Source organism: Novosphingobium sp. JCM 18896 (assembly GCF_025938095.1).
Taxonomy (GTDB): domain Bacteria; phylum Pseudomonadota; class Alphaproteobacteria; order Sphingomonadales; family Sphingomonadaceae; genus Novosphingobium.
This window is the reverse complement of record NZ_JAPCZF010000001.1, coordinates 779,060-801,626: the sequence shown is the minus strand read 5'-3', so window position 1 is coordinate 801,626 and position 22,567 is coordinate 779,060. Positions and strand designations below refer to the sequence as shown.

Annotated in this window: 20 protein-coding genes and 1 tRNA gene; 5 read left to right on the top strand and 16 right to left on the bottom strand. The window is 67.9% G+C overall.

Translation table 11 applies throughout. The features are described 5' to 3' along the window. Positions 1 to 3 precede the first annotated feature (3 nt). The 10 genes from OLX23_RS03855 to efp all read right to left on the bottom strand — a co-directional run bounded on the left by OLX23_RS03855 (position 4) and on the right by efp (position 12,924). The gene (locus tag OLX23_RS03855) at positions 4 to 1,056 is read right to left on the bottom strand and encodes a CaiB/BaiF CoA transferase family protein (protein ID WP_264443198.1); all 1,053 of its coding nucleotides are present in this window, start codon (positions 1,054 to 1,056) and stop codon (positions 4 to 6) included. Positions 1,057 to 1,119: 63 nt separating this feature from the next. Next, a complete protein-coding gene (locus tag OLX23_RS03850) occupies positions 1,120 to 2,859 on the bottom strand; it encodes a tetratricopeptide repeat protein (RefSeq protein ID WP_264443196.1) in 1,740 nt (579 codons plus the stop codon). Beyond that, positions 2,843 to 4,210 (bottom strand): PEP-CTERM-box response regulator transcription factor, encoded by a 1,368-nt coding sequence (prsR, locus tag OLX23_RS03845; protein WP_264443195.1) that lies wholly within the window; start codon positions 4,208 to 4,210, stop codon positions 2,843 to 2,845. Before prsR ends, OLX23_RS03850 begins: the two co-directional genes overlap by 17 nt. Next, positions 4,207 to 6,330, bottom strand: a complete 2,124-nt coding sequence (prsK, locus tag OLX23_RS03840) for an XrtA/PEP-CTERM system histidine kinase PrsK (RefSeq protein ID WP_264443194.1) — start codon at positions 6,328 to 6,330, stop codon at positions 4,207 to 4,209. The genes prsR and prsK overlap by 4 nt, the downstream gene beginning before the upstream one ends. A 22-nt stretch (positions 6,331 to 6,352) precedes the next feature. Continuing rightward, positions 6,353 to 7,738 (bottom strand): TIGR03013 family XrtA/PEP-CTERM system glycosyltransferase, encoded by a 1,386-nt coding sequence (locus OLX23_RS03835; protein ID WP_264443193.1) that lies wholly within the window; start codon positions 7,736 to 7,738, stop codon positions 6,353 to 6,355. 138 nt (positions 7,739 to 7,876) lie between these two features. Continuing rightward, positions 7,877 to 9,694, bottom strand: a complete 1,818-nt coding sequence (locus tag OLX23_RS03830; protein WP_264443192.1) for a methyl-accepting chemotaxis protein — start codon at positions 9,692 to 9,694, stop codon at positions 7,877 to 7,879. 351 nt (positions 9,695 to 10,045) lie between these two features. Continuing rightward, positions 10,046 to 11,362: an amidohydrolase gene (locus tag OLX23_RS03825; protein WP_264443190.1), complete on the bottom strand. Its 1,317-nt coding sequence runs from the start codon at positions 11,360 to 11,362 to the stop codon at positions 10,046 to 10,048. A 43-nt stretch (positions 11,363 to 11,405) separates the two neighbouring features. Continuing rightward, positions 11,406 to 11,489: transfer RNA gene (locus OLX23_RS03820), tRNA-Leu, on the bottom strand. Between the two features lie 38 nt (positions 11,490 to 11,527). Next, positions 11,528 to 12,352, bottom strand: a complete 825-nt coding sequence (locus OLX23_RS03815) for an inositol monophosphatase family protein (protein WP_264443189.1) — start codon at positions 12,350 to 12,352, stop codon at positions 11,528 to 11,530. A gap of 8 nt (positions 12,353 to 12,360) precedes the next feature. Further along, complete coding sequence (efp, locus tag OLX23_RS03810; protein ID WP_264443187.1) at positions 12,361 to 12,924, bottom strand: elongation factor P; 564 nt, start codon at positions 12,922 to 12,924, stop codon at positions 12,361 to 12,363. A 122-nt stretch (positions 12,925 to 13,046) separates the two neighbouring features. On the opposite strand from efp, the gene OLX23_RS03805 reads away from it, so the two are divergent. The 4 genes from OLX23_RS03805 (at position 13,047) to OLX23_RS03790 (ending at position 16,099) form a co-directional block, all read left to right on the top strand. Beyond that, positions 13,047 to 13,433 (top strand): hypothetical protein, encoded by a 387-nt coding sequence (locus OLX23_RS03805; RefSeq protein ID WP_264443186.1) that lies wholly within the window; start codon positions 13,047 to 13,049, stop codon positions 13,431 to 13,433. 111 nt (positions 13,434 to 13,544) lie between these two features. Continuing rightward, positions 13,545 to 14,357 carry an SDR family NAD(P)-dependent oxidoreductase gene (locus OLX23_RS03800; protein ID WP_264443185.1) on the top strand — a complete coding sequence of 271 codons (813 nt, stop codon included), beginning with the start codon at positions 13,545 to 13,547 and terminating at the stop codon, positions 14,355 to 14,357. A 28-nt stretch (positions 14,358 to 14,385) separates the two neighbouring features. Further along, the gene (locus OLX23_RS03795; protein WP_264443184.1) at positions 14,386 to 14,919 is read left to right on the top strand and encodes a nuclear transport factor 2 family protein; all 534 of its coding nucleotides are present in this window, start codon (positions 14,386 to 14,388) and stop codon (positions 14,917 to 14,919) included. A 307-nt stretch (positions 14,920 to 15,226) separates the two neighbouring features. Further along, positions 15,227 to 16,099 carry an OmpA family protein gene (locus OLX23_RS03790; protein ID WP_264443182.1) on the top strand — a complete coding sequence of 291 codons (873 nt, stop codon included), beginning with the start codon at positions 15,227 to 15,229 and terminating at the stop codon, positions 16,097 to 16,099. Between the two features lie 45 nt (positions 16,100 to 16,144). Here the strand turns inward: OLX23_RS03790 and OLX23_RS03785 are convergent, their stop codons facing one another. The 3 genes from OLX23_RS03785 to OLX23_RS03775 all read right to left on the bottom strand — a co-directional run bounded on the left by OLX23_RS03785 (position 16,145) and on the right by OLX23_RS03775 (position 19,886). Continuing rightward, the gene (locus tag OLX23_RS03785; protein ID WP_264443181.1) at positions 16,145 to 17,650 is read right to left on the bottom strand and encodes an AMP-binding protein; all 1,506 of its coding nucleotides are present in this window, start codon (positions 17,648 to 17,650) and stop codon (positions 16,145 to 16,147) included. A gap of 161 nt (positions 17,651 to 17,811) precedes the next feature. Then, positions 17,812 to 18,732 carry an SDR family NAD(P)-dependent oxidoreductase gene (locus tag OLX23_RS03780; RefSeq protein WP_264443180.1) on the bottom strand — a complete coding sequence of 307 codons (921 nt, stop codon included), beginning with the start codon at positions 18,730 to 18,732 and terminating at the stop codon, positions 17,812 to 17,814. Then, positions 18,732 to 19,886 carry a sulfotransferase family protein gene (locus OLX23_RS03775; protein WP_264443179.1) on the bottom strand — a complete coding sequence of 385 codons (1,155 nt, stop codon included), beginning with the start codon at positions 19,884 to 19,886 and terminating at the stop codon, positions 18,732 to 18,734. The genes OLX23_RS03780 and OLX23_RS03775 overlap by 1 nt, the downstream gene beginning before the upstream one ends. 102 nt (positions 19,887 to 19,988) lie before the next feature. Here OLX23_RS03775 and OLX23_RS03770 point away from each other — a divergent pair, with 102 nt between their 5' ends. Continuing rightward, positions 19,989 to 21,062 carry an ABC transporter substrate-binding protein gene (locus OLX23_RS03770; RefSeq protein WP_264443178.1) on the top strand — a complete coding sequence of 358 codons (1,074 nt, stop codon included), beginning with the start codon at positions 19,989 to 19,991 and terminating at the stop codon, positions 21,060 to 21,062. Here OLX23_RS03770 and OLX23_RS03765 read toward each other — a convergent pair. The 3 genes from OLX23_RS03765 to OLX23_RS03755 are packed head-to-tail and all read right to left on the bottom strand — an operon-like array spanning position 21,059 to position 22,565. Further along, on the bottom strand, positions 21,059 to 21,466 hold the full coding sequence (locus tag OLX23_RS03765) for a GFA family protein (protein WP_264443176.1): 408 nt from the start codon (positions 21,464 to 21,466) through the stop codon (positions 21,059 to 21,061). The genes OLX23_RS03770 and OLX23_RS03765 overlap by 4 nt on opposite strands. A 9-nt stretch (positions 21,467 to 21,475) precedes the next feature. Beyond that, entirely contained in the window at positions 21,476 to 22,276 is an 801-nt protein-coding gene (locus OLX23_RS03760) for a TauD/TfdA dioxygenase family protein (protein WP_264443175.1), read from the bottom strand. Positions 22,277 to 22,322: 46 nt separating this feature from the next. Continuing rightward, positions 22,323 to 22,565 carry a MoaD/ThiS family protein gene (locus tag OLX23_RS03755; protein WP_264443173.1) on the bottom strand — a complete coding sequence of 81 codons (243 nt, stop codon included), beginning with the start codon at positions 22,563 to 22,565 and terminating at the stop codon, positions 22,323 to 22,325. Between the last annotated feature and the right edge of the window lie 2 nt (positions 22,566 to 22,567).

Sequence of the window (22,567 nt, the reverse complement as noted above, 5' to 3'; positions counted from 1 at the left end):
TGATCAACGCTCCGAAAGGCGCAAGGGCGGCGCCGGCGTGCCGAGAAAGCGTGGTGCCGGCGCGGGCTGGATCAGCCCATCGGCTTCCACGAAGGTGCCGCGTTCGCGGTTGTGCGGATGGTTTGGCGCTTCGGCCAGGCTGAGCACCGGCGCAAAGCAGCTATCGGTGTCCTCGAGCAGGGCACACCATTCGTCGCGGGTCTTCGCACGGAAAATCTCGCGCAGCCGGGCCTTGGCTTCGGGCCAGGTCGAACGGTCGAGATCCTGCGCGAACACGGGATCGCCGGTCAGGCCCAACTTGTCGAGCAGCAGCGCATAGAACTGCGGTTCGAGCGGGCCGATCGCCACGAACTTGCCGTCGGCGGTCTCGTAGGTGTCGTACCAGGGCGCGCCGCCGTCGAGCACATTCACGCCGCGCCGGTCCTGCCACATGCCGTTGCCCAGCATCGTGTAGGTCATCGCCGAGAGCAGCGCCGCGCCGTCGACCATGGCCGCGTCGACGACCTGGCCCTTGCCCGTGCTGCGCGCCGACAGGATGCCCGCGAGCATGCCGAAGGCGAGCAACATGCCGCCGCCGCCGAAATCGCCGATCAGGTTGGCCGGCGCCATCGGCCGCTCGGCCGGGCCGAAGGTGTGGAGCGCGCCCGACAGCGCGATATAGTTGATGTCGTGTCCCGCGCGCTGGGCCTTGGGACCATCCTGCCCCCAGCCCGTCATGCGACCGACGACGATGCGCGGATTGCGCGCCAGCAGCACGTCGGGCCCGAGCCCGAGCCGTTCGATCACGCCGGGACGGTTCCCCTCGATGAAGGCATCGGCCGTCTCGACGAGGGCCAGCAGTTGCTCGACCGCGTCGGTCTGCTTGAGATCGAACGTCAGGATCTCGCGGTTGCGGTTGAGCACGTCACGCGTGCCGAAATCGCCGAAGGGCGAAGCGCCCGGGCGTTCGATGCGGATCACGCGCGCACCGTGATCGGCCAGCATCATGCCGGCGAAGGGCGCCGGACCGATGCCCGCCAGTTCGATCACCGTGATGCCGTCGAGCGCGCCCGCCATATCCTCTCCCGGTCTTAGGACTTGTGGCGATGCCCAAGCCTCGGGCGAATGTCGAGCCGAGAATCAGGCGCCGACGAGCATCGTCCGGCTCTTGGCGAGCAGCGCCTGGGAACGCTCGGTCTGGCCGAGCGCCTGGAGGCTCTCGCCCCAGGCTTCGGTCGCGAGCGGGCTCCCCCGCTGCAGAGCATAGGCGGCGCGCGCGGTGGCCTCGGCCGCCTTGGCATCGCCGCTGCGCAACTGCGCGCGCGACAGATCGGCGAGCAGGCGGACGTCGTCACTGCCGCCATTCACACGCAGGCTTTCGAGCAGGCTGCACGCGCGCGGCCAGTCCTGCGCCTGTGCCGCAGCAGCGGCGAGCACGCGCTTGGCCGCGCGGTCGGTCGGGTTGGTCGCGAGGAAAGCACTGGCGAGCCCAGCCCCGGCGGCGGGCTGTCCCGCCCGCGCCGAGGCGAGGATCATGCGCAGCAGCAGACTTTCGGTCAGCCGGACGTGCGCAGCCAGGCGATAGTGGTTCAGCGCCCCCGCGGCATCGCCGTCCACGAGTAGAAGATCGCCTGCGATCGCCTGGTTGAACGCCGAGCCGGGATTGCTTTCGAGGTTGCGCGCGATGCCGGCACGGGCTTCGTCGATCCGGTCGGAAGCCAGCAAGCCACCGAATTCCGAACCCAGCGCCACCGGCGCCAGATCGACCGAACGCGCATAGGCGACACGGTCGAGCAGCGGTGCCGCCAGATCCCGACGCCCCCCTGCCTCGTGCGCGCGCGCGACCAGCGCCAGCAGATAGGGCGAGGCATCGGCCCGCGCGGCCTGATCGGCATAGTCGTGGATCACCAGGCGATCCTCGCCGCGCCGCGCATAGGCACGCGCCAGCAGCAGCCTTACGCGATCGTTCGCCGGCTGCTGGCGGTTGAGCTTGGCAAGCGCCTCGGCGGCGAGGCCGTAGTTGCCCGCCTCCATTTCGAGCACGCCTTCAAGCATTTGCGCCGCTGGCACTTCGTCGAATTCGTCGCCCGTGCGCGCGAGCAATCCGCGCGCGAGTTCGTACTGGCCGGCGCGCGCGGCAAGCACGGCCTGGAGAAAGTAGGCGCGCGGATTGCCGGGCTCGATCGAGAGCATCAGCCGCGTCGTCGTCAGCATCTTCTTTGCGCGGCCGAGATCGCCGAGCGTCGCCGCATATTCGCCGAGCACGCCGAGATCGCGCGGCGCACGCCGGAGCGCGCGCTCGAACCAGGGCAAGGCCGCGGCGAGGCCCTGCTGGTCGCGCACGAACTGCGCCTTGAATTCGAGCGCGCGGACGTTGTCGGGATCGAGCTTGAGCGCATAGTCGGCCGCATCGATCGCCAGTTCGTGCTCGCCGCCGACGTAGCGCAGACGCCCGATCTCGACCCACATCGTCGCGTCGCGCGGGGTGATCGCCATGGCCCGGTCGAAGGCCTGCCCGGCCGCGGCGAGGTTGCCCTGCTCGCGTTCGAGCTGGGCGAGCTTGCGGAAGCCCCAGGCCGCAGTCTCGGGCGTGAAGGCTCCGGGCTCCAGCCAGTCGCGCGCCTTGTCGGGCGCTTTCTCGCCGAGGAAAGCCTCGCCCATATAGGCGGCGACCGCCTCGCGCGGTGCGCCCGCGGCCAGCGCGCGCTGCAGGCTGACTTCGGCCGAGATCGGATCGCCCTTGCTCAGCGCCTCGCGTGCCTGGCCGATCAGGTCGGACCAAGGCGGCGCGGCGCCACCAGGGCCGGCCACCGCCGTCGCCAGTAGCGCGGCGGCGAGCCAGGCCCGGCGCGAAGGCTTGCGATCAGGCGCTGAGATCATACTGCTTGAGCAGGTCGTAAAGCGTGGGCCGGCTGATCCCGAGCATCTTGGCGGTGCTCGAAATGTTGCCTTCGCTGCGTGCGAGCGCGTGGCGGATGACCTTGCGGTCCGAAGCCTCGCGCGCAGTCTTGAGATTGAGCGCCCCCGCGACCTCGGCATCGGGTTCGGCCAGGTCGAGATCGACCGCGCTGACCAGCTTGCCATCGGCCATGATCACCGCGCGCTTCACCCGGTTTTCGAGCTCGCGGACGTTGCCCGGCCAGGGCCAGGCGTCGATCGCAGTCAGGGCATTGGCGTCGAAGCCGCGGACCTGCGGGTTCATCTCCTTGGCGAAGCGCGCAAGGAACACCTTGGCCAGCAGGGTCGCGTCGCCGGGACGTTCGGCCAGGCTGGGAATCTTCACGACGATCTCGGCCAGGCGATAGAAAAGGTCTTCGCGGAAACGCCCGTCGCCGATCATCGCCTCCAGATCCTGGTGCGTCGCGCAGACGATGCGCGTGTCGACCGCGATCGACCGGCGCGAGCCGATGCGCTCGATCACCCGCTCCTGGAGGAAGCGCAGCAGCTTGACCTGGAGCTGGAAGGGAATGTCGCCCACCTCGTCGAGGAACAGCGTACCGCCCGCGGCCTGCTCGATCTTGCCCTCGGTGGTCTTGATCGCGCCGGTGAAGGCGCCCTTCTCGTAACCGAACAGCTCGCTTTCGAGCAGATTCTCCGGGATCGCCGCGCAGTTGATCGCGACGAAGGCGCCGCCGGCGCGGTCGCTGGCTTGGTGCAGCCCGCGCGCGAGCAGTTCCTTGCCCGTGCCCGAGGCGCCGAGCAGCATGACCGAGACATTGGTGTTGGCGACGCGCTCGATCGTGCGCGCGACCCTGACCATCTCGGGCGCGGCGGTGATCATCGTGCCGAGCACGCGATCGTCCTTGGCGGTCCGCGCAGCCAAGGTGCGGTTCTCGCCCTCGATGCGGTGCAGTTCGAGCGCGCGACGGACGATCAGGCCGATCGCCTCGATGTCGATCGGCTTCTGGTAGAAGTCGTAAGCCCCCTTGGCGATGGCCTGGAGCGCGGACTCGCGCGCGCCATGGCCCGAGGCGACGATCACCTTGGTATCGGGCTTGAGCGCCATGATCTCGTCGAGCACGGCGAAGCCCTCGGTCGTCCCGTCGGGATCGGGCGGCAGGCCGAGGTCGAGCGTCACCACCGCGGGCTCCTCGGCGCGCAGCGCGGCCAGCGCCGAGGCGCGATCACCGGCGACGATCACCTCGAAGTCCTCGTAGGCCCACTTGAGCTGCGCCTGCAGCCCGGCGTCGTCCTCGATGACGAGCAGTTTGGGGCGGCTATCGATGGTCATGCAGCTTTCTCCGCCGGGGTTCCGGCTCGATTGTCGAAAAGTTCGCGAGTGGCCGCGAGCGGCAGGCGGATGGTGAAGCGCGAGCCCAGCCCTTCGCGCGATTCCACTTCGAGCCGGCCGCCCATCGCGATCACCAGTTCGCGCGCCTCGAAGGCGCCGATGCCGAAGCCGCCGCTCTTCGAGGAGAAGAACGGCTTGAACAGCTTGGTGCGGACGAATTCGGGGGCCATGCCCGTGCCCGAGTCGACCACGTCGAAGCGGGCGTGAACCCCGTCGGCGACCGCGCTGACCGAGACCGGGCGATTGGCCGCGCTGGCATCGATCGCGTTCTGGATCAGATGGGTCAGCACCTGCTCGAGCGCCTCGCGGTTGGCCAGGACGGCCTCTTCGAGGCAATCGCCGAGCACCACGGGATGCCCCATGCGAAAGCGCCCGACCACCGCGCCGACGACTTCGCTGGCGGAAACGGCATCGACCTTCTCGATCGCGCCGTTGCCGTAGCGTGACAGCCGCGCCAGCAGCGTGTTGAGCTTGTCCGCCGAATTGCGCAGGGTCAGCAGCATGTCGTCGCGGAAGGCCGGCTTGTCGGCATGCTTCTCGGCATTGCGCGCGAGCAGGCTGAGCTGGCTCGCGAGGTTCTTGATGTCGTGCATGACGAAGGCGATGCGGCGGTGGAAATCGTCGAACCGGCTCGCCTCGGCCAGGGCTTCCTGGCCCGCGTGCTCGGCGAGATAGGACGCGAGCTGCTGGCCGACGACGCGCAGCAGGTCGAAGTCCTCCCAATCGAGCTGACGCGCCATCGACGGGCGCGCGAGAACGACGAGGCCGACCAGGCGCTCGTAGTGGATCAGCGGCACCAGCGCCCAGGCGCGCGGTTCGAGCCGCAGCCATTCGGGCACGGCCTGGCCCTCGCCGCGCGAGTCCCGGCCGGCGCGCAGGTCATCCATATGGACGATGAAACCCTCGCGCTCGAAGAAGGCGACCGAGGCCGGGCTCAACGCCACCGCCGGCACGTCGGTCGCGGGCCAGTGCCAGCGCGCCGCCAGGGTCATCTCGCCATGATCGCTCGGCGCGAGGAGCAGGCCCGCCGGGCATTCGGCGATGTCGGCGATCGCCTGGACCACGCGCTCGCCGAGCGGCGCGCCACCGCCGCTGTTGCCGATCGTGCGGGTGAAGCGCAGCCATTCCTCGCGATAGTCGTAGCGGTGCTGGAAGAAGTGCTTGGCCAGCGTCACCCGCAGCCATCCGCGCAGGCGCCGCGAAGGCAGGAACAGGATCGCCGCGACGCTGGCGAGCACGACGAAGCCCAGCCCCATCACCCGCGCATAGTCGCCACCGGCGTAAGACAGCCAGCGCGCCACCGCGACCATGGCCGCCAGGTAGGCGCCGATCACGATCAGCGAGAAGGTCTGGAACGTCACCGCGCGCGACGGGCGGAAGCGCTGGCCGGCGCGATCCTGCGTCGCGCCCACCGTCAGCAGCACCGCCAGCACGATCGCCGAGAGCCCGCGCAACGCGGCGACTTCCGCCGGCCATCCGCTGCTCAGGTAGGCGATCGTGTAGAGATTGAGATCGACGGTCCACAGCACCGCCAGGCCCGTCGCCGGCCAGAGCAGCACCGGTCGCGACTGGTTCGAGGCACCCGCATAGAGATTGTGGACGAGGACGAGCGCGCCGACCGTGATCAGCAGGCGCAGCAGGACGATCGAATCGAAGGCGAGTTCGGCGATCGACGGTCCGAGCCCGAGATGGACGATGACGAGATCGATCGCCGCCTGCAGCAGTTCCACCGCGGCGAGCACCGCCACGACCGGACGGATCGGCCCGAGGCTGGCGTGGCGCCCGTCGGCCGCGAACAGTTTGTAGGTGACGACCAGCCAGGCCAGGTTGCGTGCGGCTTCGGCCAGCGATGCCGGCAGGCCCCCGTCGCCGAGGACCGCGACGATCAGGCAGCGCGTCGCGGTCAGCGCGAGGCCGACCACGATCGCCGGCCAGGCATCGCCGAAACCCTTGCGCCGGCCGAGCAGCCACACCGCCGCCGTCGCCGCGGCGACCGCGCCGACGACGTGCGTGCTCGCACCGACGAGCGTCCAGAAGGGGCTGACCGGTTCCTGGATCACCGAAGGACCATCATTCGGGCCATCACCGGGCGCCTTCGTGCCAGAGCACGACGCGCAGGGTCTGGAGGATGATGAGCAGGTCGAGGAACGGCGTGTAGTTCTTGGCGTAGTAGAGATCGTATTCGAGCTTGTGCCGCGAATCCTCGATCGAGGCGCCATAGGGGTAGTTGACCTGGGCCCAACCGGTGATGCCCGGCTTCACCATGTGCCGCTCGGCATAGTAGTTGAGCTGTTCCTCGAGGTCGGCGACGAATTCGGGCCGCTCGGGACGCGGGCCGACGAAGCTCATCTCGCCCTTGAGCACGGTCCAGGCCTGCGGCAGTTCGTCGATGCGGACCTTGCGGATGAAATTGCCGATGCGCGTGACGCGCGGATCGTTCTTGGTCGCCCACTGCGCGCCCGCCGCCTCGGCATCGGTGCGCATCGAGCGCAGCTTGATGACGTCGAACTTCTGGCCATAGAGCCCGACGCGCGACTGGCGGTAGAAGGCCGGGCCGCGGCTGTCGATCTTCACCAGCAGCGCGAAAAGCACGATCACCGGCGCGGTCAGCACCAGCAGCAGCGCGCTCGCGCCGATGTCGAAGGCGCGCTTGGCGACGCTCGATACGGCACGCCCCGAGGAGAAACCGTCGGAGAAGATCAGCCACGACGGGTTGACCGTGTCGAGATCGACGCGGCCGGTCTCGCGCTCAAGGAAGCTCGAGAAGTCGTTGACGTGGACACCCGCGGTCTTGATCCGCAGCAGGTCCTTGAGCGGCAATGCGTTGCGCCGTTCCTCGAGCGCGAGGACGACCTCGCTGACGCCGAGGTTCTCGACGAAGCGCGTGAGATTGTGGATCGCCGAACGCGCGATCGCCTCTTCGACGACCGGCGTGCTCTCGCTCATGCCGACATAGCTGACGATGACGAAGCCGCTCTCGGGCCGCTCGCCGAGCTCGCGCAGACGCTGCGCGCGATTGCCCGCGCCGAGCACGAGCACGCGGCGACGAAAGGCGGAGGTGCCGAGGATGCCGCCGATCACCAGGCGGTTGAGCACCAGCAGCACGATGGCCAGGGCCATGCCGTAGGCCAGGGTCGACCGCCAGAAATTATGCGCGTCGAGCACGAAATCGATGAACGACAGCGCGATGATGCCGAGCGATACGGCGACGAGCAGCCGCGCGCAGGCGAAGCGCATCGAGCGCAACGAGTCCGCGCCATAGACGCCGACCGAGATCATCGCCGTCAGCATCATTCCCGCGAAGCCCGCATGAGCCCACAGGCGCTCGTGGAAGAAGCCCGGATCCATGTCGATCTGGCCCGCGCGCAACCGCCAGGCGACTTCGCCTGCGGTGACCAGCAGCAGCAGGTCGAAAAGCCCGAGCAGCAGGACCGCGTGCGGGATATAGTGTTTGAACACCCTGATCATGGCGGTCCTTGCCCAGCGTCAGGCCCGTGGCGGACCGTCGGCACATGACTAAGGCAAAGGCGTAAAATGTCGGTAAAGCTGACAGTTTTCTGCCGCAGACTGTCGCCAGACCTTACAAACCCGGCGCCCCGGTGATCGTCAGAATTCGGTCCAGTCTTCGTCGATCGCGGTATTGCCGACGACCATCGGCGGCGGTGCGATCCGGGCCTGTGACGAAGGCGCCGGTGCCGAAGGTGCGGCGATCGGCACGACGTTGACCGATCCCGTGCGGAACTGCGTCACCAGTCCGGCAAGCTGCCCCGCCTCGTCGGCCAGGCTCCGCGCGGCCGCGGTCGATTCCTCGACCATCGCCGCGTTCTGCTGGGTCATGCGATCCATGTCGCCGACGGCCACGTTGACCTGCTGCAGGTGCGTCGCCTGCGCCTGGCTGGTCGCGGCGATCGTGTCGAACATGTTGTTGATCTCGCTGATCCGGCCGGCGATGCCGGCAAGCAGCGCGCCGGTCTCGGCAACGAGCTTCGCGCCGGCGTCGACGTGCTGGGTGCTGTTCGAGATCAGCGCCTTGATGTCGTTGGCGGCATCGGCCGAACGCTGCGCCAGCGCGCGCACTTCGGTGGCGACCACGGCGAAGCCCTTGCCCGCCTCACCCGCACGCGCGGCCTCGACGCCGGCATTGAGCGCGAGCAGGTTGGTCTGGAACGAGATGCCGTCGATCACGCCGATGATGCGCGTGATCTCGCCCGAGGACTTCTCGATCTCGCCCATCGCCGAGACCGCGCGTGCGACCACGACTTCGCCCTCGTGCGCCTCGGCATTGGCCGTGGTGATCGAGGCTCGGATCTCCTGGGTCTTGGCCGCGGCCTCGTTCACGCCCGAGGTGACCTGGTTCATCGCCGCCGCAGTCTCTTCGAGGCTGGCAGCCTGGTGCTCGTTGCGCCGGGCGAGATCGTCCGAGGCCGTACGGATCTCGGCCGCGCCCGAGGACACGCCATTGGCCGTGCGCGTCACCATCTGGATGACCTGCGCCAGCTCGGCGACGGTGCGGTTGTAGGCCTTGCGCAGCGGCTCGTATTCGGGAGCCAGCGGCCGGTCCATCCGGTGTGCGAGATCGCCGTCGGCCATCTTGGCGAGCGATTCGGACAGGCCATCGACCACCGCGGCCTGCTTCGACGCCGACTCGCGCTGGGCGATGCCGGCTTCGCGGAACACACCGATCGCAGCGGCCATCTGGCCGATCTCGTCGGTGCGATCGAGGCCCGAAGGCGTACGGCTGTAGTCGCCCGCGGCCATGACCTGCATGGTCTCGGCCGTCTCGGCGAGCGGGGCGACGACGCGTGCGCGGATGAAACGTCCCGCCACGAAGATCGCACCGAGGACCAACAGTGCCAGACCGGCGATCGCCGCCAGGGCCAGGGTCACCATCCGGTCGCTCTGCGCCTGCATCGTCGCGCGATGCTCGTTCGACAGCTCGACGAGGCGGCGGATGTCGGCGCGCTGTTGGTCGTAGATCTGCTTGAGCTTGCCGTCGCGAATTTCGCCCATCGCCGCGCCGTCATGTCGCTTGGCGGCGGGGAGGAACTTGCTGTCGACCTCCTGCCAGAACAGGTCCGCGGACTTGATCGTGGTTTCGAGCTGCGCGCGCTCCTCGACGGGCACATCGGCCTGACGCCAGTAGGCCTTGCGCGCCTCGAAACCGTTGCGGACCGCCTGCAGCTTGGCAAGCGCATCGGCATTCGCGCCGTCGCTGTCCTTGATCTCCTCGGCCAGCATGTAGGGCTCGACCACGAACAAGGGCGGCGGCAGGATGTCCGCCAGCAGTTCGTCCTGCAGCGCGCTCTCGCGGTGGATCGGCCCGCCGAAGCGTATCTGGGCGACGACCAGTGCCGCGATCGCCATGGCGACGCAGAGAAGAACGATGAGTCCCGTCGCGCCGCGACGAACCTGATTGGCGAGCATGACGAATCCAGTCGGCCTTGAAAGATGATTGGCCGGATTCCTTGCCTGAGAGCGGTTAAAATGTGCGTAAAGCCGACCCGCGAACAAGCCGAAGTGCGCGGCCTATCTTCCGGTAATCGGATCGCCCGCTAGCGCGGATCGACATTCAAGACACCGACGGATTTTCGTCCTCCGAGCCGTCATCCTGACGAAAGTCAGGATCCATTCGGAGCGAGGTTGAGGTGTCGATGCCGCCCTTGCGTCACCATGGCGTGCACCTCTCGGTCAACCGGGTGCGGAGCGCCCAATAGATCCTGACTTTCGTCAGGATGACGGGAACGGAACGACGGCTTAGATGAATGTCGATCCGCCCTAGCGCTTCATTAACCGCATCGCCGTGAGCGTAAGCGCCTCGGCACCGGCGGCGATCACCTTGTCGGCCTCGGGGGCCCAGAACGGGCTGTGGATCGACGGCTGCGGCTTCTCGCCGCGGCGCGCAGCGGCAAGGGTTTCGGGCGGAACCCCGCCGATCCAGAGGATCGTCGACTTGATGTGCGCTTCGTCGGCACGGCGGTATTCGTCGAAGTCCTCGCCGCCCATCACCGGTTGTTCGAGAACGGTCACGCGCTGTTCGCCCATCTTGCCGGCAAGATCGCCGGCGATCTCGCGCGCGAAGTCGGGCGTGTTGAAAGTGGCGCGGGTATAGGGCTCCTTGACGGTCACCACCGGCATGCGATCGGCGGGCATGCCGGCGACCATCGCCTCACCCGCAGCGATACGGCGAATGCCCTCGATCAGCCGCTGACGGTCCTCGTCCGAAAAGCTGCGCACGGTCAGCTCGAGCTTGGCCTCGTCGGAAATGACGTTGTGCTTGGTCCCGCCGTGGAAGCTGCCGACCGTGACCACCGCCGGATTCACCGGGTTCTGCTCGCGGCTGACCAGGGTCTGCAACCGCATCACGATCGCGCTGGCGAGGACGATCGGATCCTTCGCCTTGTGCGGATAGGCACCGTGTCCGCCAACGCCCTTCACCACCACGTCGATCGAATCGACATTGGCCAGCGCCCAGCCCGGCCGCACGCCGACCATGCCCGAGGGCAGATCGGCGCTGTCGTGGAAGGCCAGCGCGTAATCGGGCTTGGGAAAGCGCGTGTAGAGTCCGTCGGCCACCATCGCGCGCGCGCCGAGCCCCATTTCCTCGGCCGGCTGACCGATCATCACCACGGTGCCCGACCATTCGGCCTTGCGCGCCGCGAGCAGACGCGCGGTCTCGATCCAGGCGGTCATGTGCGTGTCGTGGCCGCAGGCGTGCATGATCCCGCTCTCGACCCCCGCGGTCGAGGTGCCGCGCAGCTTCGAGGCGAAGGGCAGTCCGGTCTGCTCGGTGACGGGCAGCGCGTCCATGTCTGCTCGGATCAGCACGGTCGGCCCCGGACCGTTGCGCAGCACCGCGACCAGACCGGTCTTGCCGACCTGCTCGGTGACGGTGAAATCGGCCTTGCGCGCGGCCTCGGCCATGACCTTGGCGCTGCGCACCTCCTGGAAGGAGAGTTCGGGATTGGCGTGGAGATCGCGGTAGACCGCCATCAGTCCGGGCAGATCGGCCTGGATGCGGTCGGCGATGGTCTCGGCCTGGACAGGCAGGGCAGCGAGAAGGAGCGGTGTGGCGGCGAGCAGCGTGCGGATCATGCGCGCAGCCTATGTCAGCGCTCGCGCCGCCGCAATGTCCCGCTGGTGCCCCTGGCCCGACTCGAACGGGCACGCCTTGCGACAAACGATTTTGAGTCGTTCGCGTCTACCATTCCGCCACAGGGGCAGCGGGAGGCCCGGCGATAGCCGGGCCCTTTAATCCTATCAACCGGCCTTGAGAGCGCCGGCGATAATCTTGTGGAGCCGCGAATGCAGCGCGTCGTTGCCCGCGAGCACTTCGGCATCGCAGATCGCCTGCGAGCGGCCCTTGAAGTCCGAGACGAAACCGCCGGCCTCGCGCACGAGCAGGCAGCCCGCAGCGGTGTCCCACGGATGCAGGCCCGATTCCCAGAAGCCCTCGAACCGGCCCGAGGCGACCCAGGCGAGATCGAGCGAGGCGACGCCGAAGCGGCGGATGCCCGCGACCTGGCCGCCGAGGGCCAGGTAGATCTTGGTCCATTCGGCGATGTTGCCGCGGCCCATGAAGGGAATGCCCGTGGCGATCAGGCTCTCGTCGAGGTGACGACGGCCCGAGACGCGCAGGCGCTTGTCCTGAAGCCAGGCGCCGCGGCTCTTTTCGGCCCAGTAGGACTCGTCGGTGACCGGCTGATAGACCAGCGCGGCGGTGACGTCGCCCCAGCCCGAACCGTCGAGCTTGGGCTCCTGCACCGCGATCGAGATCGCGAAGTGCGGGATGCCGTGGAGGAAGTTCGACGTGCCGTCGAGCGGATCGATGATGAAGCGAGGCTTGCCCTCTTCACCCGCGATCTCGCCGGCTTCCTCGAACAGGAAACCCCAGGCGGGCCGCGCCGCGCGCAGTTCGTCCCAGAGCGTACGCTCCGCCTGCTGATCGGCCTTCGAGACGAAGTCAGCCGGTCCCTTGCGCGAAACCTGCAGGTGCTCGATCTCGCCGAAATCGCGACGGAGACGCTGCCCGGCCTTGCGGGCAGCCTTTTCCATCACGCGCATCAGGCCTGAAATTGCCGCCATGGTGGTGCTCAGTTCGCCTTGCTGACGTAGCTACGCTCGTAAACGTCCACGACAATGCGGGTTCCCGATTCGATGTGCGGCGGCACCATCACGCGCACGCCGTTGTCGAGCACCGCCGGCTTGTAGCTCGACGAGGCGGTCTGGCCCTTCACGACGGCGTCGGCCTCGACGATCGTGGCTTCGACCTGTTCGGGCAGCTGGACCGAGATCGGGCGCTCTTCCCACATTTCGAGCAGCACTTCCATGCCGTCCTGGAGGAAGGCCGCGGCATCGCCGAGCAGGTCCGACGGCAGGGTGATCTGGTCGTAGGTGTCCTTGTCCATGAACACCAGGTCGTCGCCCTCGGCATAGAGGTACTGGAAGTCCTTGGTGTCGAGGCGCACGCGCTCGACCGTGTCGGCGCTGCGGAAGCGGACGTTGGTCTTGCGGCCGTCGATCAGGTTCTTCATCTCGACCTGCATGAAGGCGCCGCCCTTGCCGGGCTGGGTGTGCTGCGTCTTGGCAACCTTCCAGATGCCCTTTTCGTATTCCAGGATGTTGCCGGGACGAATGTCGACGCCGCTGATCTTCATGGGGAGTGCCTCTGATGCGAAAGAGCGAAAGGGATCGGCGTTCCGACCCCTCGGAAAGGCGGCCCCTTAGCGCGCAGCCTGCGATATGGCAATCGCGCTGCGACGGTGGTAGCGCTCGGGCCATGAAACGCGCCCTCCCCGTCCTCGCTCTCGCCCTCGTCGCCACGCCCGCGCTGGCCGTACCCGGCGGCGAGATCGGTTCGCTGCAACTGGGCCGCTATACCTGCGAACTGCCCGGCGATGCGCTGGGCCCGCGCGGCGACGTCCGGCCGGCCGAGGATTTCGCGATCATCTTCGGCTCGCGCTACGAAGCCAATGATGTGCGCGGCACCTATCTGCTGACCGGCGACCAGGTCGTCTTCACCAGCGGCCCGCGCAAGGGCGAGCGCTATCACCGGCTGACCCAGGGCTTCCTGCGACGCCAGAACGCCGACGGCAGCGACGGCGACCTGCGCTGCGTGATCGCCAACCGCACCAACACCTTCCCCGACATTCCCGGCGCGCAATAAGGCGCTGCCTCCACAAATTACGACACCTCTGTCGTAAAACTTCTTGACCTCCCCCGGCCTCGGCGTGCCAATGCGCGTCGATCGTAAGGGTATGGCGAAGGAGAGGCGGGGATGGATCTGGGACTGCAGGGCAAGGTCGCGATCGTGACGGCGGCGACGGCCAACATCGGCCGCGGCATCGCGCTCGAGCTCGCGGCCGAAGGCGCCAAGGTGGTGATCGTCGGCCGTGATGCCGAAGCCGGCGCGCGCACCGTCGAAGCCGCCAAGGCGCGGGGCGCGCAGGATGCGGTGTTCGTCGCCGCCGACCTGCTCGACAAGGCCGCGCCCGCGCTGATCCTCAAGGCAGCGGAAGCACTCGGGCCGGTCGAGGTGCTGGTCAACAACGTTGGCGGCAACGTCGATCAGGGCTTCTTCGTCGATTCCGATCCCGACAAGTGGGCCGGCGACATCGACCTCAACTTCGGCACGGTCCTGCGCATGACCCACGCGGTCCTGCCCGGCATGATCGAGCGCAAGCGCGGCGCCATCGTCAACGTCGGCTCGACCGCGGGGCTCGTCGGCGACTACATGCTGCCGGTCTACTCGGCGGCCAAGGGCGCGGTGCACAGCTTCACCGTGGTCTTGGCCAAGGAGGTCGGCCAGCACGGCATCCGCGTCAACGCGATCGCGCCCTATGCGACTTTCGCCACCGATCCCGCCGCCTTCAGCAAGGGCAGCCGCTTCAACCCCGAGAACGGCCTTTTCGCCAAGGGCCTGGGCAGCGTCAGCGAGGAGGACCGCGCGATCCGCCAGCGCCGGACCTTCGTTGGCCGACCTTTCGCCACTCCCGAAGAACTGTCCTCGGTGGTCGCGCTGCTCGCCTCAGACCGCGCGAGCTTCGTCACCGGCCAGGTCTGGCCGGTCGACGGCGGCTCGCTGATGTAATCGACTAGAACACAAGGAAGAGAGAGACATGGCCATCGACGAAACCGCACTGCAGCGCCTGCTCGACAAGGACGCGATCCGCGATCTCGTGCTGCACTACTCGCGCGCGATCGACCGCAAGGACGTGGAGCTTTTGCGCGACCTTTACACCGAGGATGCCACCGATACGCATGGCACCAGCTTCGACGGCCCGGCCGACAAGTACTGCGACTTCATCGCCGCGGCCCTGCCCTACATGAACTACTCGGGCCACCACGTCTGCAACCACATGGTCAGCGTCGAGGGCGACGAGGGCAACGGCGAGGTCTATGCCCTCGCGCTGCACTACATCCCCGACCAGAAGAACCCCGGCGCGATGATCGAGGACTTCATGGCCGTGCGCTACATCGACAACTACCGCCGCTGCGCCGACGGCAAGTGGCGCTTCGCCAAGCGCGTGGTGACCTACGACATGCACATGATCCGCCCGTTCGACGGTGACGGCCTGCTCGGCTCCAGCCCGGTCGATCCGAGCTACGAGGAGCTCAAGCAGCGCTTCTTCCAGCGCGGTCCGCGCGCCTAGAATCCGGATTCTCTCGGGCCGGGACGGAGCGCGATCGGGCGATTCTTGACGTCATGACGACTCCCCGCCGGCTCGGTTCATCGCAAGTTGCGCTCGCACGACCCGCACCACGGCGGTGGTCGCGGGGAGCGTTCATCTGCCCGCAAGGTTGCGCTGAACACCCAGGCTCCAGTGCGATCACACGCCGCACGATTGAAGCCAGATGGAGAGGGTTCTGACAGTTGAACACACCACCGAGAGGATGGCAGTCGGACGAGAAGCTGCGCTCACGCAGGCCCCCACTGGCCGAGTTTGAAGGAGCACCACTATGACCGTCATGTCCAAGACCCCCAAGTTTCTCTTCGCCGCCACCCTACTCGCCGGCACGGCCTCAGCCGTCATTGCCCAGCCCGCGAGCCCGCCCGAGGCCGAACTCACCGCGACGGTGACCGATGACGCCGCCCCCGCTCAGATGACCAAGGGGCCCGACATCGAGGGCTTCATCTCCGCACGCAGCGACAACCGCATCCAGGTCACCAGCGCCGGCGGCACCAACACCGTCGTCACCGTCACCGACGCGACGCGCATCAAGTCGAGCGGCGGCTTCCTGGGTATGGCCAGCAGCAAGCTCGCCGCGGATTCGCTGCTCAACGGCCTGCCCGTGAGCATCAAGACGATGCAGGGCGGGGGCAGCCTGGTGGCGAGCCAGATCTCGCTCAAGAACAAGGACCTCAAGACCGCGGCGATGATCCGCAACGGCACCGATCAGCGCTTCGCCGAGCAGACCGCGGCGACCGAGGCGCTGCGCGGTCGTATGGCCGACATCGACCAGTACAACATCAAGGCTACGACCAACGTCAACTTCGACACCGGCAAGGCCCTGCTGTCCGATCAGGCGAAGAACGATCTCTGCGCCGCGGCGACCCAGGCCGAAGGCCAGAAGAACGCGATGCTGCTGGTCGTCGGCTATACCGACTCGACGGGTAGCGAAGAGATCAACCAGGAGCTCAGCGAGAAACGCGCGGGCCGCGTGGTCAACTATCTGCAGCAGGTCTGCGGCTGGAAGCCCTACCGCATGCTGACGCCCACCGGCATGGCCACGGCCGATCCGCTGGCGGACAACTCGACCACCGAAGGCAAGGCGCAGAACCGTCGCGTCGCGGTGAACGTGCTCGTCAGCAAGGCTGCCGACGGTCTCTAAGACCTCTAAGATCTGCGGGGTGGGCTTCGGCCCGCCCCGTGACCTTCAAGTGAACAGGCCGGCATAGTCGGCGCGCAGGGCCGCCTTCTGCACCTTGCCCATGGCGTTGCGCGGCAGCGCCTCCACCACGATCACCCGGCGCGGTTGCTTGAACCGCGCGAGCTGGCCTTCGAGCGCCGCGCGAACTTCGTCCTCGGTCACACTGGCCCCTTTCTGCGGCACGACCACGGCGACGACGCCCTCGCCCATGTCGGCATGCGGCACGCCGATCACCGCGCTCTCGTCGACGCCGGGCAGCGCATCGATCGCCTCCTCGATTTCCTTGGGATAGATGTTGAGCCCGCCAGCGATGATCAGGTCCTTGGCACGGCCGACCAGGGTCACGCGGCCGTCGGCCTCCTGCGTGGCGACGTCGCCGGTGATGAAGAAGCCGTCCTCGCGGATTTCCTGCGCGGTCTTCTCGGGCATGCGCCAGTAGCCGGCGAAGACGTTGGGCCCGCGCACTTCGAGCACGCCCGGACCTTCGTTCACCAAATCTCCGTCATCGCCGCGCAGGCGGACCTCGACGCCGGGCAGCGGATAGCCGACCGTGCCCGCGACCCGCTCGCCGCCCCGGTAGGGGTTCGAGGTGATCATGCCCGTCTCGGTCATGCCATAGCGTTCGAGGATGCGCTGGCCGGTCTTCTCCTCGAAGCGCTGGTGCGCCTCGGCGAGCAGCGGTGCCGAGCCCGAGAGGAACAGGCGCATCCCACCCGCGCTCGCCGGGGTCAGCTCGGGCGCGGCGGTCAGGCGCGTGTAGTGCGTCGGCACGCCCATCAGCACCGAACCGCGCGCGATGTCGGCCACCACCGCCGCCGGATCGAAGCCGCGGTGGAACAGCACGGTCGCTCCCGCGAGCAACGCGCCGTGCAGCGCCACGAACAGGCCGTGGACGTGATAGATCGGCAGGATGTGGATCAGCACGTCGTCGGCCTGCCAGCCCCACAGGTCCTTGAGCGTCAGCGCATTGCTGAGCAGGTTGGCATGGGTCAGCATCGCGCCCTTGGAGCGCCCGGTCGTGCCCGAGGTGTAGAGGATCGCAGCCAAATCGGTCGCGGTGCGCGCAGCGACGGGGGCAACTGTATCAGGCAGGTCGTCGAGCAGGCTGCCCTGGCCGTCGGTGCCCAAGGTGACCAGCGTGCCCGTGGTCATGAGATCGCGCACCGCCGCCTCGTCGGCCGGACGGCAGACCACCACCGCCGGCTCGGCATCGCCGAGGAAATAGGCGAGTTCCCCCGCGGTATAGGCCGTGTTCAGCGGTACGTAGACCATGCCGAGCCGTTCGGCCGCGAGATAGAGCAGGACATTCTCGGGCGACTTGTCGACCTGGACGACGATCCGCTCGCCCGTCTTGCCGCCCAGCGCCTGCAGCCGCGCCGCGAGCCGGCCGGTGCGCGCGTCGAGATCGGCGAAAGTCAGCACCGTCGCGCCGTTCTCGACGAGGAATGGCTTGTCGCCGGCCTGCTCGGCCACGGCGAGGAAATGCGCGAAGATGTTGGCGTTGTCGGTCATGCCCGCTCGGTCGCGCGGATGAGCAGGCGATGCAAGCACTTCCTCCCCGGCACGGGGAGGGGGACCGCGCCGCGAAGCGGCGGGGTGGAGGGAGTTCGCCGGAAACGCCTCACTCAGCCGAGAGCCCCCTCCACCACCCTGCGGGTGGTCCCCCTCCCCTTTCAGGGGAGGAATTTTCGCACCAGTTCCAGCGAATGCTCCCACAGCAGCCGCGCGGTCTCTGGGTCGGCGACGCTGGCGTCATAGCCGGCCCAGGCATGGGTCTCGGGTCCCACCGGCAGCGCCTCGGCGCAATCCTCGAGCACCAGACCGCCGCGCCCCTTGAGTTCAGGCGCCGTCGCCGCCCAGACCGAGGTCGCCGCCGCCTGGCCTGCGGTCTTCATCCGCGGATCGAGCGAGCCGTCCTCGTGGATGAAGCCGATCTTGCGCTTGAGCGCTTCGCCGTGGAAGCGCTGCAGCCCGGTCAGCGACGAGCCCGGCAGCACGGCATTGGCGAAGATCCCCTCGCCCTGCCAGCGCCGCGTCGCCTCCTGCGCGAAGAGGATGTTGGCGCTCTTGCTCTCGGCATAGGCGGCACCGTCGAAATGCTCGCGGCTCTGCCACTGCAGGTCGTCGAGCCGCACCGGCATGCCTTTGTGCGCAGCCGAACTGACCACGACGATCCGCGCGCCGCGTTCCGCCATCTGCGGCTTTAGCAAGTGCGCGAGGTGGAAGTGACCGAGGTGATTGGTCGCGAACCTTATGTCGAGGCCGTTGGCCAGATGTTTGTCCGGCGTCTTCGAAACGCCGGCGTTGCAGATCAGCACGTCGACCGGGCCCGATATCTGCGCGGCGAAGTTCGCGACCGAAGCGAGATCGGACAGGTCGAGCCTGAGAAGGCGAAGGTTACCGTCGATGTCGCGAAGGACCTCGCCGCCCTTCGCGACGTCCCGCACGCCGAGCACCAGATCCGCGCCGACCAGAGCCAGCGCCCGCGCGGTCTCCACGCCGATCCCCGAGCTCGCGCCGGTGATCACCACCCGCCGGCCGGTCAGATCGATCCCGCGAACGACCTCCGCGGCCTCGGTGTGAAAGCCGAACATCAGTCCTTCCCGAGCGGCACGTCGTAGCGGTCGGTATAGAAGCGGAACTTCTCGCGCAGTTCGGCGGTGTGCAGACCGAATTCGGCGCCGTCGTATTCGTGGCGGCCGTGCTTGTCGCGCGGGGTGTTCTCGCGCCAGGCGCGCATCCGTGCCTCGGCCTCGGGCGTGAAAGGCTCGCCGAGGAAGTCGTAGAGCTTCGCCAGCGTCGGGAACGGGTCCTTCTGGAACGGGGCGAAGTGGATGTCGAAGAAGCGGTGCTCTTGCCCGGCGTCGCGGAAGGCGATCATCCGCTGCATGCCGAGCATGCCGAACTCCTCGTTGATCGCGCCGAGCCAAGCCTTGTCGGGCACGTCGGTGTTGGGCTTGTGCATCTCGTAGTAGAGATCGGCGACCGAGGGGATCACGTTGGCGACGTCACGATGCGTCATGCAATAGCGCGCGTCGGGGAAGACCTTGTCGAGCGCCGTGATGAACATCGAATAGGTCGGGTTCTTGAGCCGCCAGCGGCGCGGCGGGCAGCGCCATTGCAGCAGCTTGAGCACGCGCTTGACGTAGCGGAAGGTGGGTTCGAGATCGGCCTCGTGGTGGAGCCACTGCGCATAGGACGGGATGCGGAAGCTCGCCTGGAAGATCTGCGAAGCGAAGTTGTAGCCCATGGTGAGCTGGTCTTCGGTCGGCGAGGTCGAGGTGCTCGGCAGCATCTGCTTCATCCGCGGCGTCATCTCGTCGCGGCGCTTCATCTGCTCGTCCATCAGCGCGATGCGCGGATCGGTCTCGTAGGTCGCGGCCTCGGGCGGCGGGCAAGGGTTCATGCATTCCCAATTGCGCATGACGCGCACCGCAGGGTCTTCGCCGAGCAGGCAATGCAGCGCGGTCGAGCCGGTGCGCGGCAGGCCGAGGACCATCAGCGGCGCGACGATCTCCTGCTCGTCGATCTCGGGATGGCGTGCGTACCAGTCCTCGACCTCGAGCCGCTTCATCAGCAGCATGACGATCTGGCCGTCGAACATCCGGCGGCCGGCCTCGTTGAGCCGCGCCTCGCCGTCGCCCGAGGCGATCAGCCGTTCGAGCCCCTCGCGGAAGCTGTCCTCGCCGAAATTGTCGAGACCGGATGCGCCGCGCGCGGCGTCCAGCAAATCGGATATCCTGCTCATCACTCTCCCCCTGGGCTGTCGGCCCTCAAAGGCTCTGGATCGCAAGCTAGGATAGTGGCAGCTATCTGGGCAAGCGCGAGGCGCATCGCGGGAGGGATGATGATGGCGACGAAGATCAAGGCCAAGATCAAGGCCAAGATCAAGGTAGGCGTGCTCAACGACATGGGCGATGGCACCGATGCGCCCGGAGACGTCACCGACTGGCTGCGGCGCGAGGTCGAAGCCGTGCAGGCCGCGGGCCGGCTCGATGCCGAGGTCGAATTCGTCCACGCCTATGGGCTCGGGCTGCCCTCGGGCACCGCGGCTGCCGTGGAGCGGGCGTTTCAGGACCTGATCCGGCAGGACGTCGCTCTGATCGTCGGCCCGGCGATCGGCGACAACGCCCTCGCCGCGACGCCCTGGGTCGAGGCCGCGCAAGTACCGACGATCAACTGGGCCGGCGCCGAGCGCGGGCGCGGCGAATGGATGTTCCACCTCCAGGTCGGCTCGCACGAGGACGAATCGCTGGTCATGGCCCGGCACCTCAAGGCGATAGGCGCGGATCGGGTCGGCGTGGTCTACGACCAGTCGCCGATCGGCACGCGGCATCTCAAGTATCTGGAGGACGAGGCGCGGATTATCGGGCTCGATATCGTCGCCGCCGAAGCGATCTCGCCGCTATCGGAGGACGCGTCGGAAGCGGTCGAACGCGTGCTGGCCGCGCAGCCGCAGGGCTTCGTCTACCTCGGGCTCGGGCTATCGGCGCCGGCCGTGGCGCGGCCGCTGAGCGCCAGCGGCTGGCAGGGGCCGCGGATCATGAACACGGCGGGCCTGCGCGGCTATCACGGCGACTTCGCCCAGGCCTGCGACGGCTGGATCTACATCGACATGCATTCGGATTCGAACCGCACGCTCAACGCGCTGCGCGAGCGCATGGGCCTGGGTGCGAAGCAGGCGGTCTGGGCCGCCAAGGGCTACGATCTCGGCCGGCTCGTAGCCGAGGGCCTGGCCCGCGCCGAGGACTTCACGCGCGAAGGCGTCAAAGTCGGGCTCGAGCAGATCAAGTGGCTCCCCGCCGCCGAGGGCGAGGAAGGCACCCTGCTCGGCTTCGGCATCCAGGATCGCGGCGCGCTGCACGGGCGCTACCTGGTGCTGCGGCAGTGGCGCAATGGTGAGACGGTCGAGGTCGGCGCCTAGCCCGGGAAGGTCTCGCACCGCGGCAGGGCTTCGAGCCCCTCATCCCAATCCGCGCGATCGGCGACGAAGATGTGCGCGTCGGGCCGAATGTCGATCGGCTCGTCGAGGCTGCCCGCGGGCACGACGAGCATGCCGACCCCCTCTTGCACGCGCGGCAGCGCCGAGCCGCAGGTGGCGCAGAAGCTCTTCTCGTGGCGCGTGTCGGGCACGCGATAGGTCCGCACCTCCCCCTCACCCGCCAGCCATTCGAGCTTGGCGCTCGACGAAAACAGGTTGGCGCCGTGCGCCGAGCCGGTGTCCTTGCGGCAGCGCCCGCAGTGACAGAGGAAGAAGCTCTGGAATGCGCCATCGACACGAAAGCGAACGGCGCCGCATTGGCAGGAACCCTGGGTCGTATTCGTCATGGCCCGGGCCTAGCCCGCCTGGACGTGCGGCGCCACACCCTCGGTGCCGACGATCACCCGCTGCAGCACGCGCTTGCCCACGCCCTCGACGTTCCCGCGCATGTGCTGGAGCGCGATGTTGTCCCAGATGACCAGGTCGCCCTGGTGCCAGCGGTGCTCGTAGACGTTGGCCGGGGCATAGAGGTGGTCGTAGATCGCATGGAGGCTGTCGCGGCTATGCTCCCAATCCATGTCGAGCAGCCGCGCGGTCTGCATGGCGTTGACCCAGACGCAGGTGCGGCCGTTGTGCGGGTTGCGATAGAGCGCGGGCATGACGCCGCGCTTCTGCGCGAGCGGATCGCGGACGTCGCAGGTGACCTCGGCCAGCACCGTGTAGTGCGGCGCGATCATCTCCTGCTCGCGCCCGTCGAGCAGGTCCCGCAGGTCGTCGGGCAGCTCGATCTCGGCGCGGGCGAAGCGCGTCGACGAGGCGCCGTCGACCACGTGGAGCGCGTGCAGCGACAGCGCGTCGAACGGATGCTCGGTATAGGCCGCGTCCGCATGCCAGTTGAGCTCGGAGGCCGAAGGGCCGCCGCCCTCGTTGGTCATGAAGCCGTTCTCGCCCTCGCGCAGCAGGATCGGCCCGAGCAGCGCGCAGACATCGCGCTGGCGCTCCATGGACAGCGCCTGCCCGCGCGCGATGACGAGACCGTGGGTGTTGAACAGCGAGCGGAACTGCTCAGTCTCGGCCGGCGACAGCGGCTGCGACAGGTCGCGCTCGATCTCGACGCCGAAGGGCTCCAGCGCGCGCCAGGTCAGGCTGTCGGTCATGTCCTCTCCCCATCTTATAATGAGTGAGCACTATCTATACGCGCAATCACCCGCCGGCAACGCGCTGCAGCAGGACGACTTCCTCCGCCCCGGCCAGCGCGCGCGTCCAGTCGGGCGCGAATACGCCGTCGACCGCAAAGGCGGCGCGCGCCTCGGCCTGTTCGGCAAAGCCCGGCGACAGATCGCCGAGCCGGTCGACCAGCGCCAGCAAGGTCGGTGCCTCGATCTCGAGCGTGTCCTTGCCGCCGAAGAACTCGCGGTCGAACGGCGGCATGACGATCAGGCGCAAGC

What these genes read in the sequence shown, in the direction of transcription:
- OLX23_RS03855 (WP_264443198.1), bottom strand. Translation starts at nt 1,056, where the DNA reads ATGGCGGGCGCGCTCGACGGCATCACGGTGATCGAACTGGCGGGCATC.
- OLX23_RS03850 (WP_264443196.1), bottom strand. Translation starts at nt 2,859, where the DNA reads ATGATCTCAGCGCCTGATCGCAAGCCTTCGCGCCGGGCCTGGCTCGCC.
- prsR (WP_264443195.1), bottom strand. Translation starts at nt 4,210, where the DNA reads ATGACCATCGATAGCCGCCCCAAACTGCTCGTCATCGAGGACGACGCC.
- OLX23_RS03835 (WP_264443193.1), bottom strand. Translation starts at nt 7,738, where the DNA reads ATGATCAGGGTGTTCAAACACTATATCCCGCACGCGGTCCTGCTGCTC.
- OLX23_RS03830 (WP_264443192.1), bottom strand. Translation starts at nt 9,694, where the DNA reads ATGCTCGCCAATCAGGTTCGTCGCGGCGCGACGGGACTCATCGTTCTT.
- OLX23_RS03825 (WP_264443190.1), bottom strand. Translation starts at nt 11,362, where the DNA reads ATGATCCGCACGCTGCTCGCCGCCACACCGCTCCTTCTCGCTGCCCTG.
- OLX23_RS03815 (WP_264443189.1), bottom strand. Translation starts at nt 12,352, where the DNA reads ATGGCGGCAATTTCAGGCCTGATGCGCGTGATGGAAAAGGCTGCCCGC.
- efp (WP_264443187.1), bottom strand. Translation starts at nt 12,924, where the DNA reads ATGAAGATCAGCGGCGTCGACATTCGTCCCGGCAACATCCTGGAATAC.
- OLX23_RS03805 (WP_264443186.1), top strand. Translation starts at nt 13,047, where the DNA reads ATGAAACGCGCCCTCCCCGTCCTCGCTCTCGCCCTCGTCGCCACGCCC.
- OLX23_RS03800 (WP_264443185.1), top strand. Translation starts at nt 13,545, where the DNA reads ATGGATCTGGGACTGCAGGGCAAGGTCGCGATCGTGACGGCGGCGACG.
- OLX23_RS03795 (WP_264443184.1), top strand. Translation starts at nt 14,386, where the DNA reads ATGGCCATCGACGAAACCGCACTGCAGCGCCTGCTCGACAAGGACGCG.
- OLX23_RS03790 (WP_264443182.1), top strand. Translation starts at nt 15,227, where the DNA reads ATGACCGTCATGTCCAAGACCCCCAAGTTTCTCTTCGCCGCCACCCTA.
- OLX23_RS03785 (WP_264443181.1), bottom strand. Translation starts at nt 17,650, where the DNA reads ATGACCGACAACGCCAACATCTTCGCGCATTTCCTCGCCGTGGCCGAG.
- OLX23_RS03780 (WP_264443180.1), bottom strand. Translation starts at nt 18,732, where the DNA reads ATGTTCGGCTTTCACACCGAGGCCGCGGAGGTCGTTCGCGGGATCGAT.
- OLX23_RS03775 (WP_264443179.1), bottom strand. Translation starts at nt 19,886, where the DNA reads ATGAGCAGGATATCCGATTTGCTGGACGCCGCGCGCGGCGCATCCGGT.
- OLX23_RS03770 (WP_264443178.1), top strand. Translation starts at nt 19,989, where the DNA reads ATGGCGACGAAGATCAAGGCCAAGATCAAGGCCAAGATCAAGGTAGGC.
- OLX23_RS03765 (WP_264443176.1), bottom strand. Translation starts at nt 21,466, where the DNA reads ATGACGAATACGACCCAGGGTTCCTGCCAATGCGGCGCCGTTCGCTTT.
- OLX23_RS03760 (WP_264443175.1), bottom strand. Translation starts at nt 22,276, where the DNA reads ATGACCGACAGCCTGACCTGGCGCGCGCTGGAGCCCTTCGGCGTCGAG.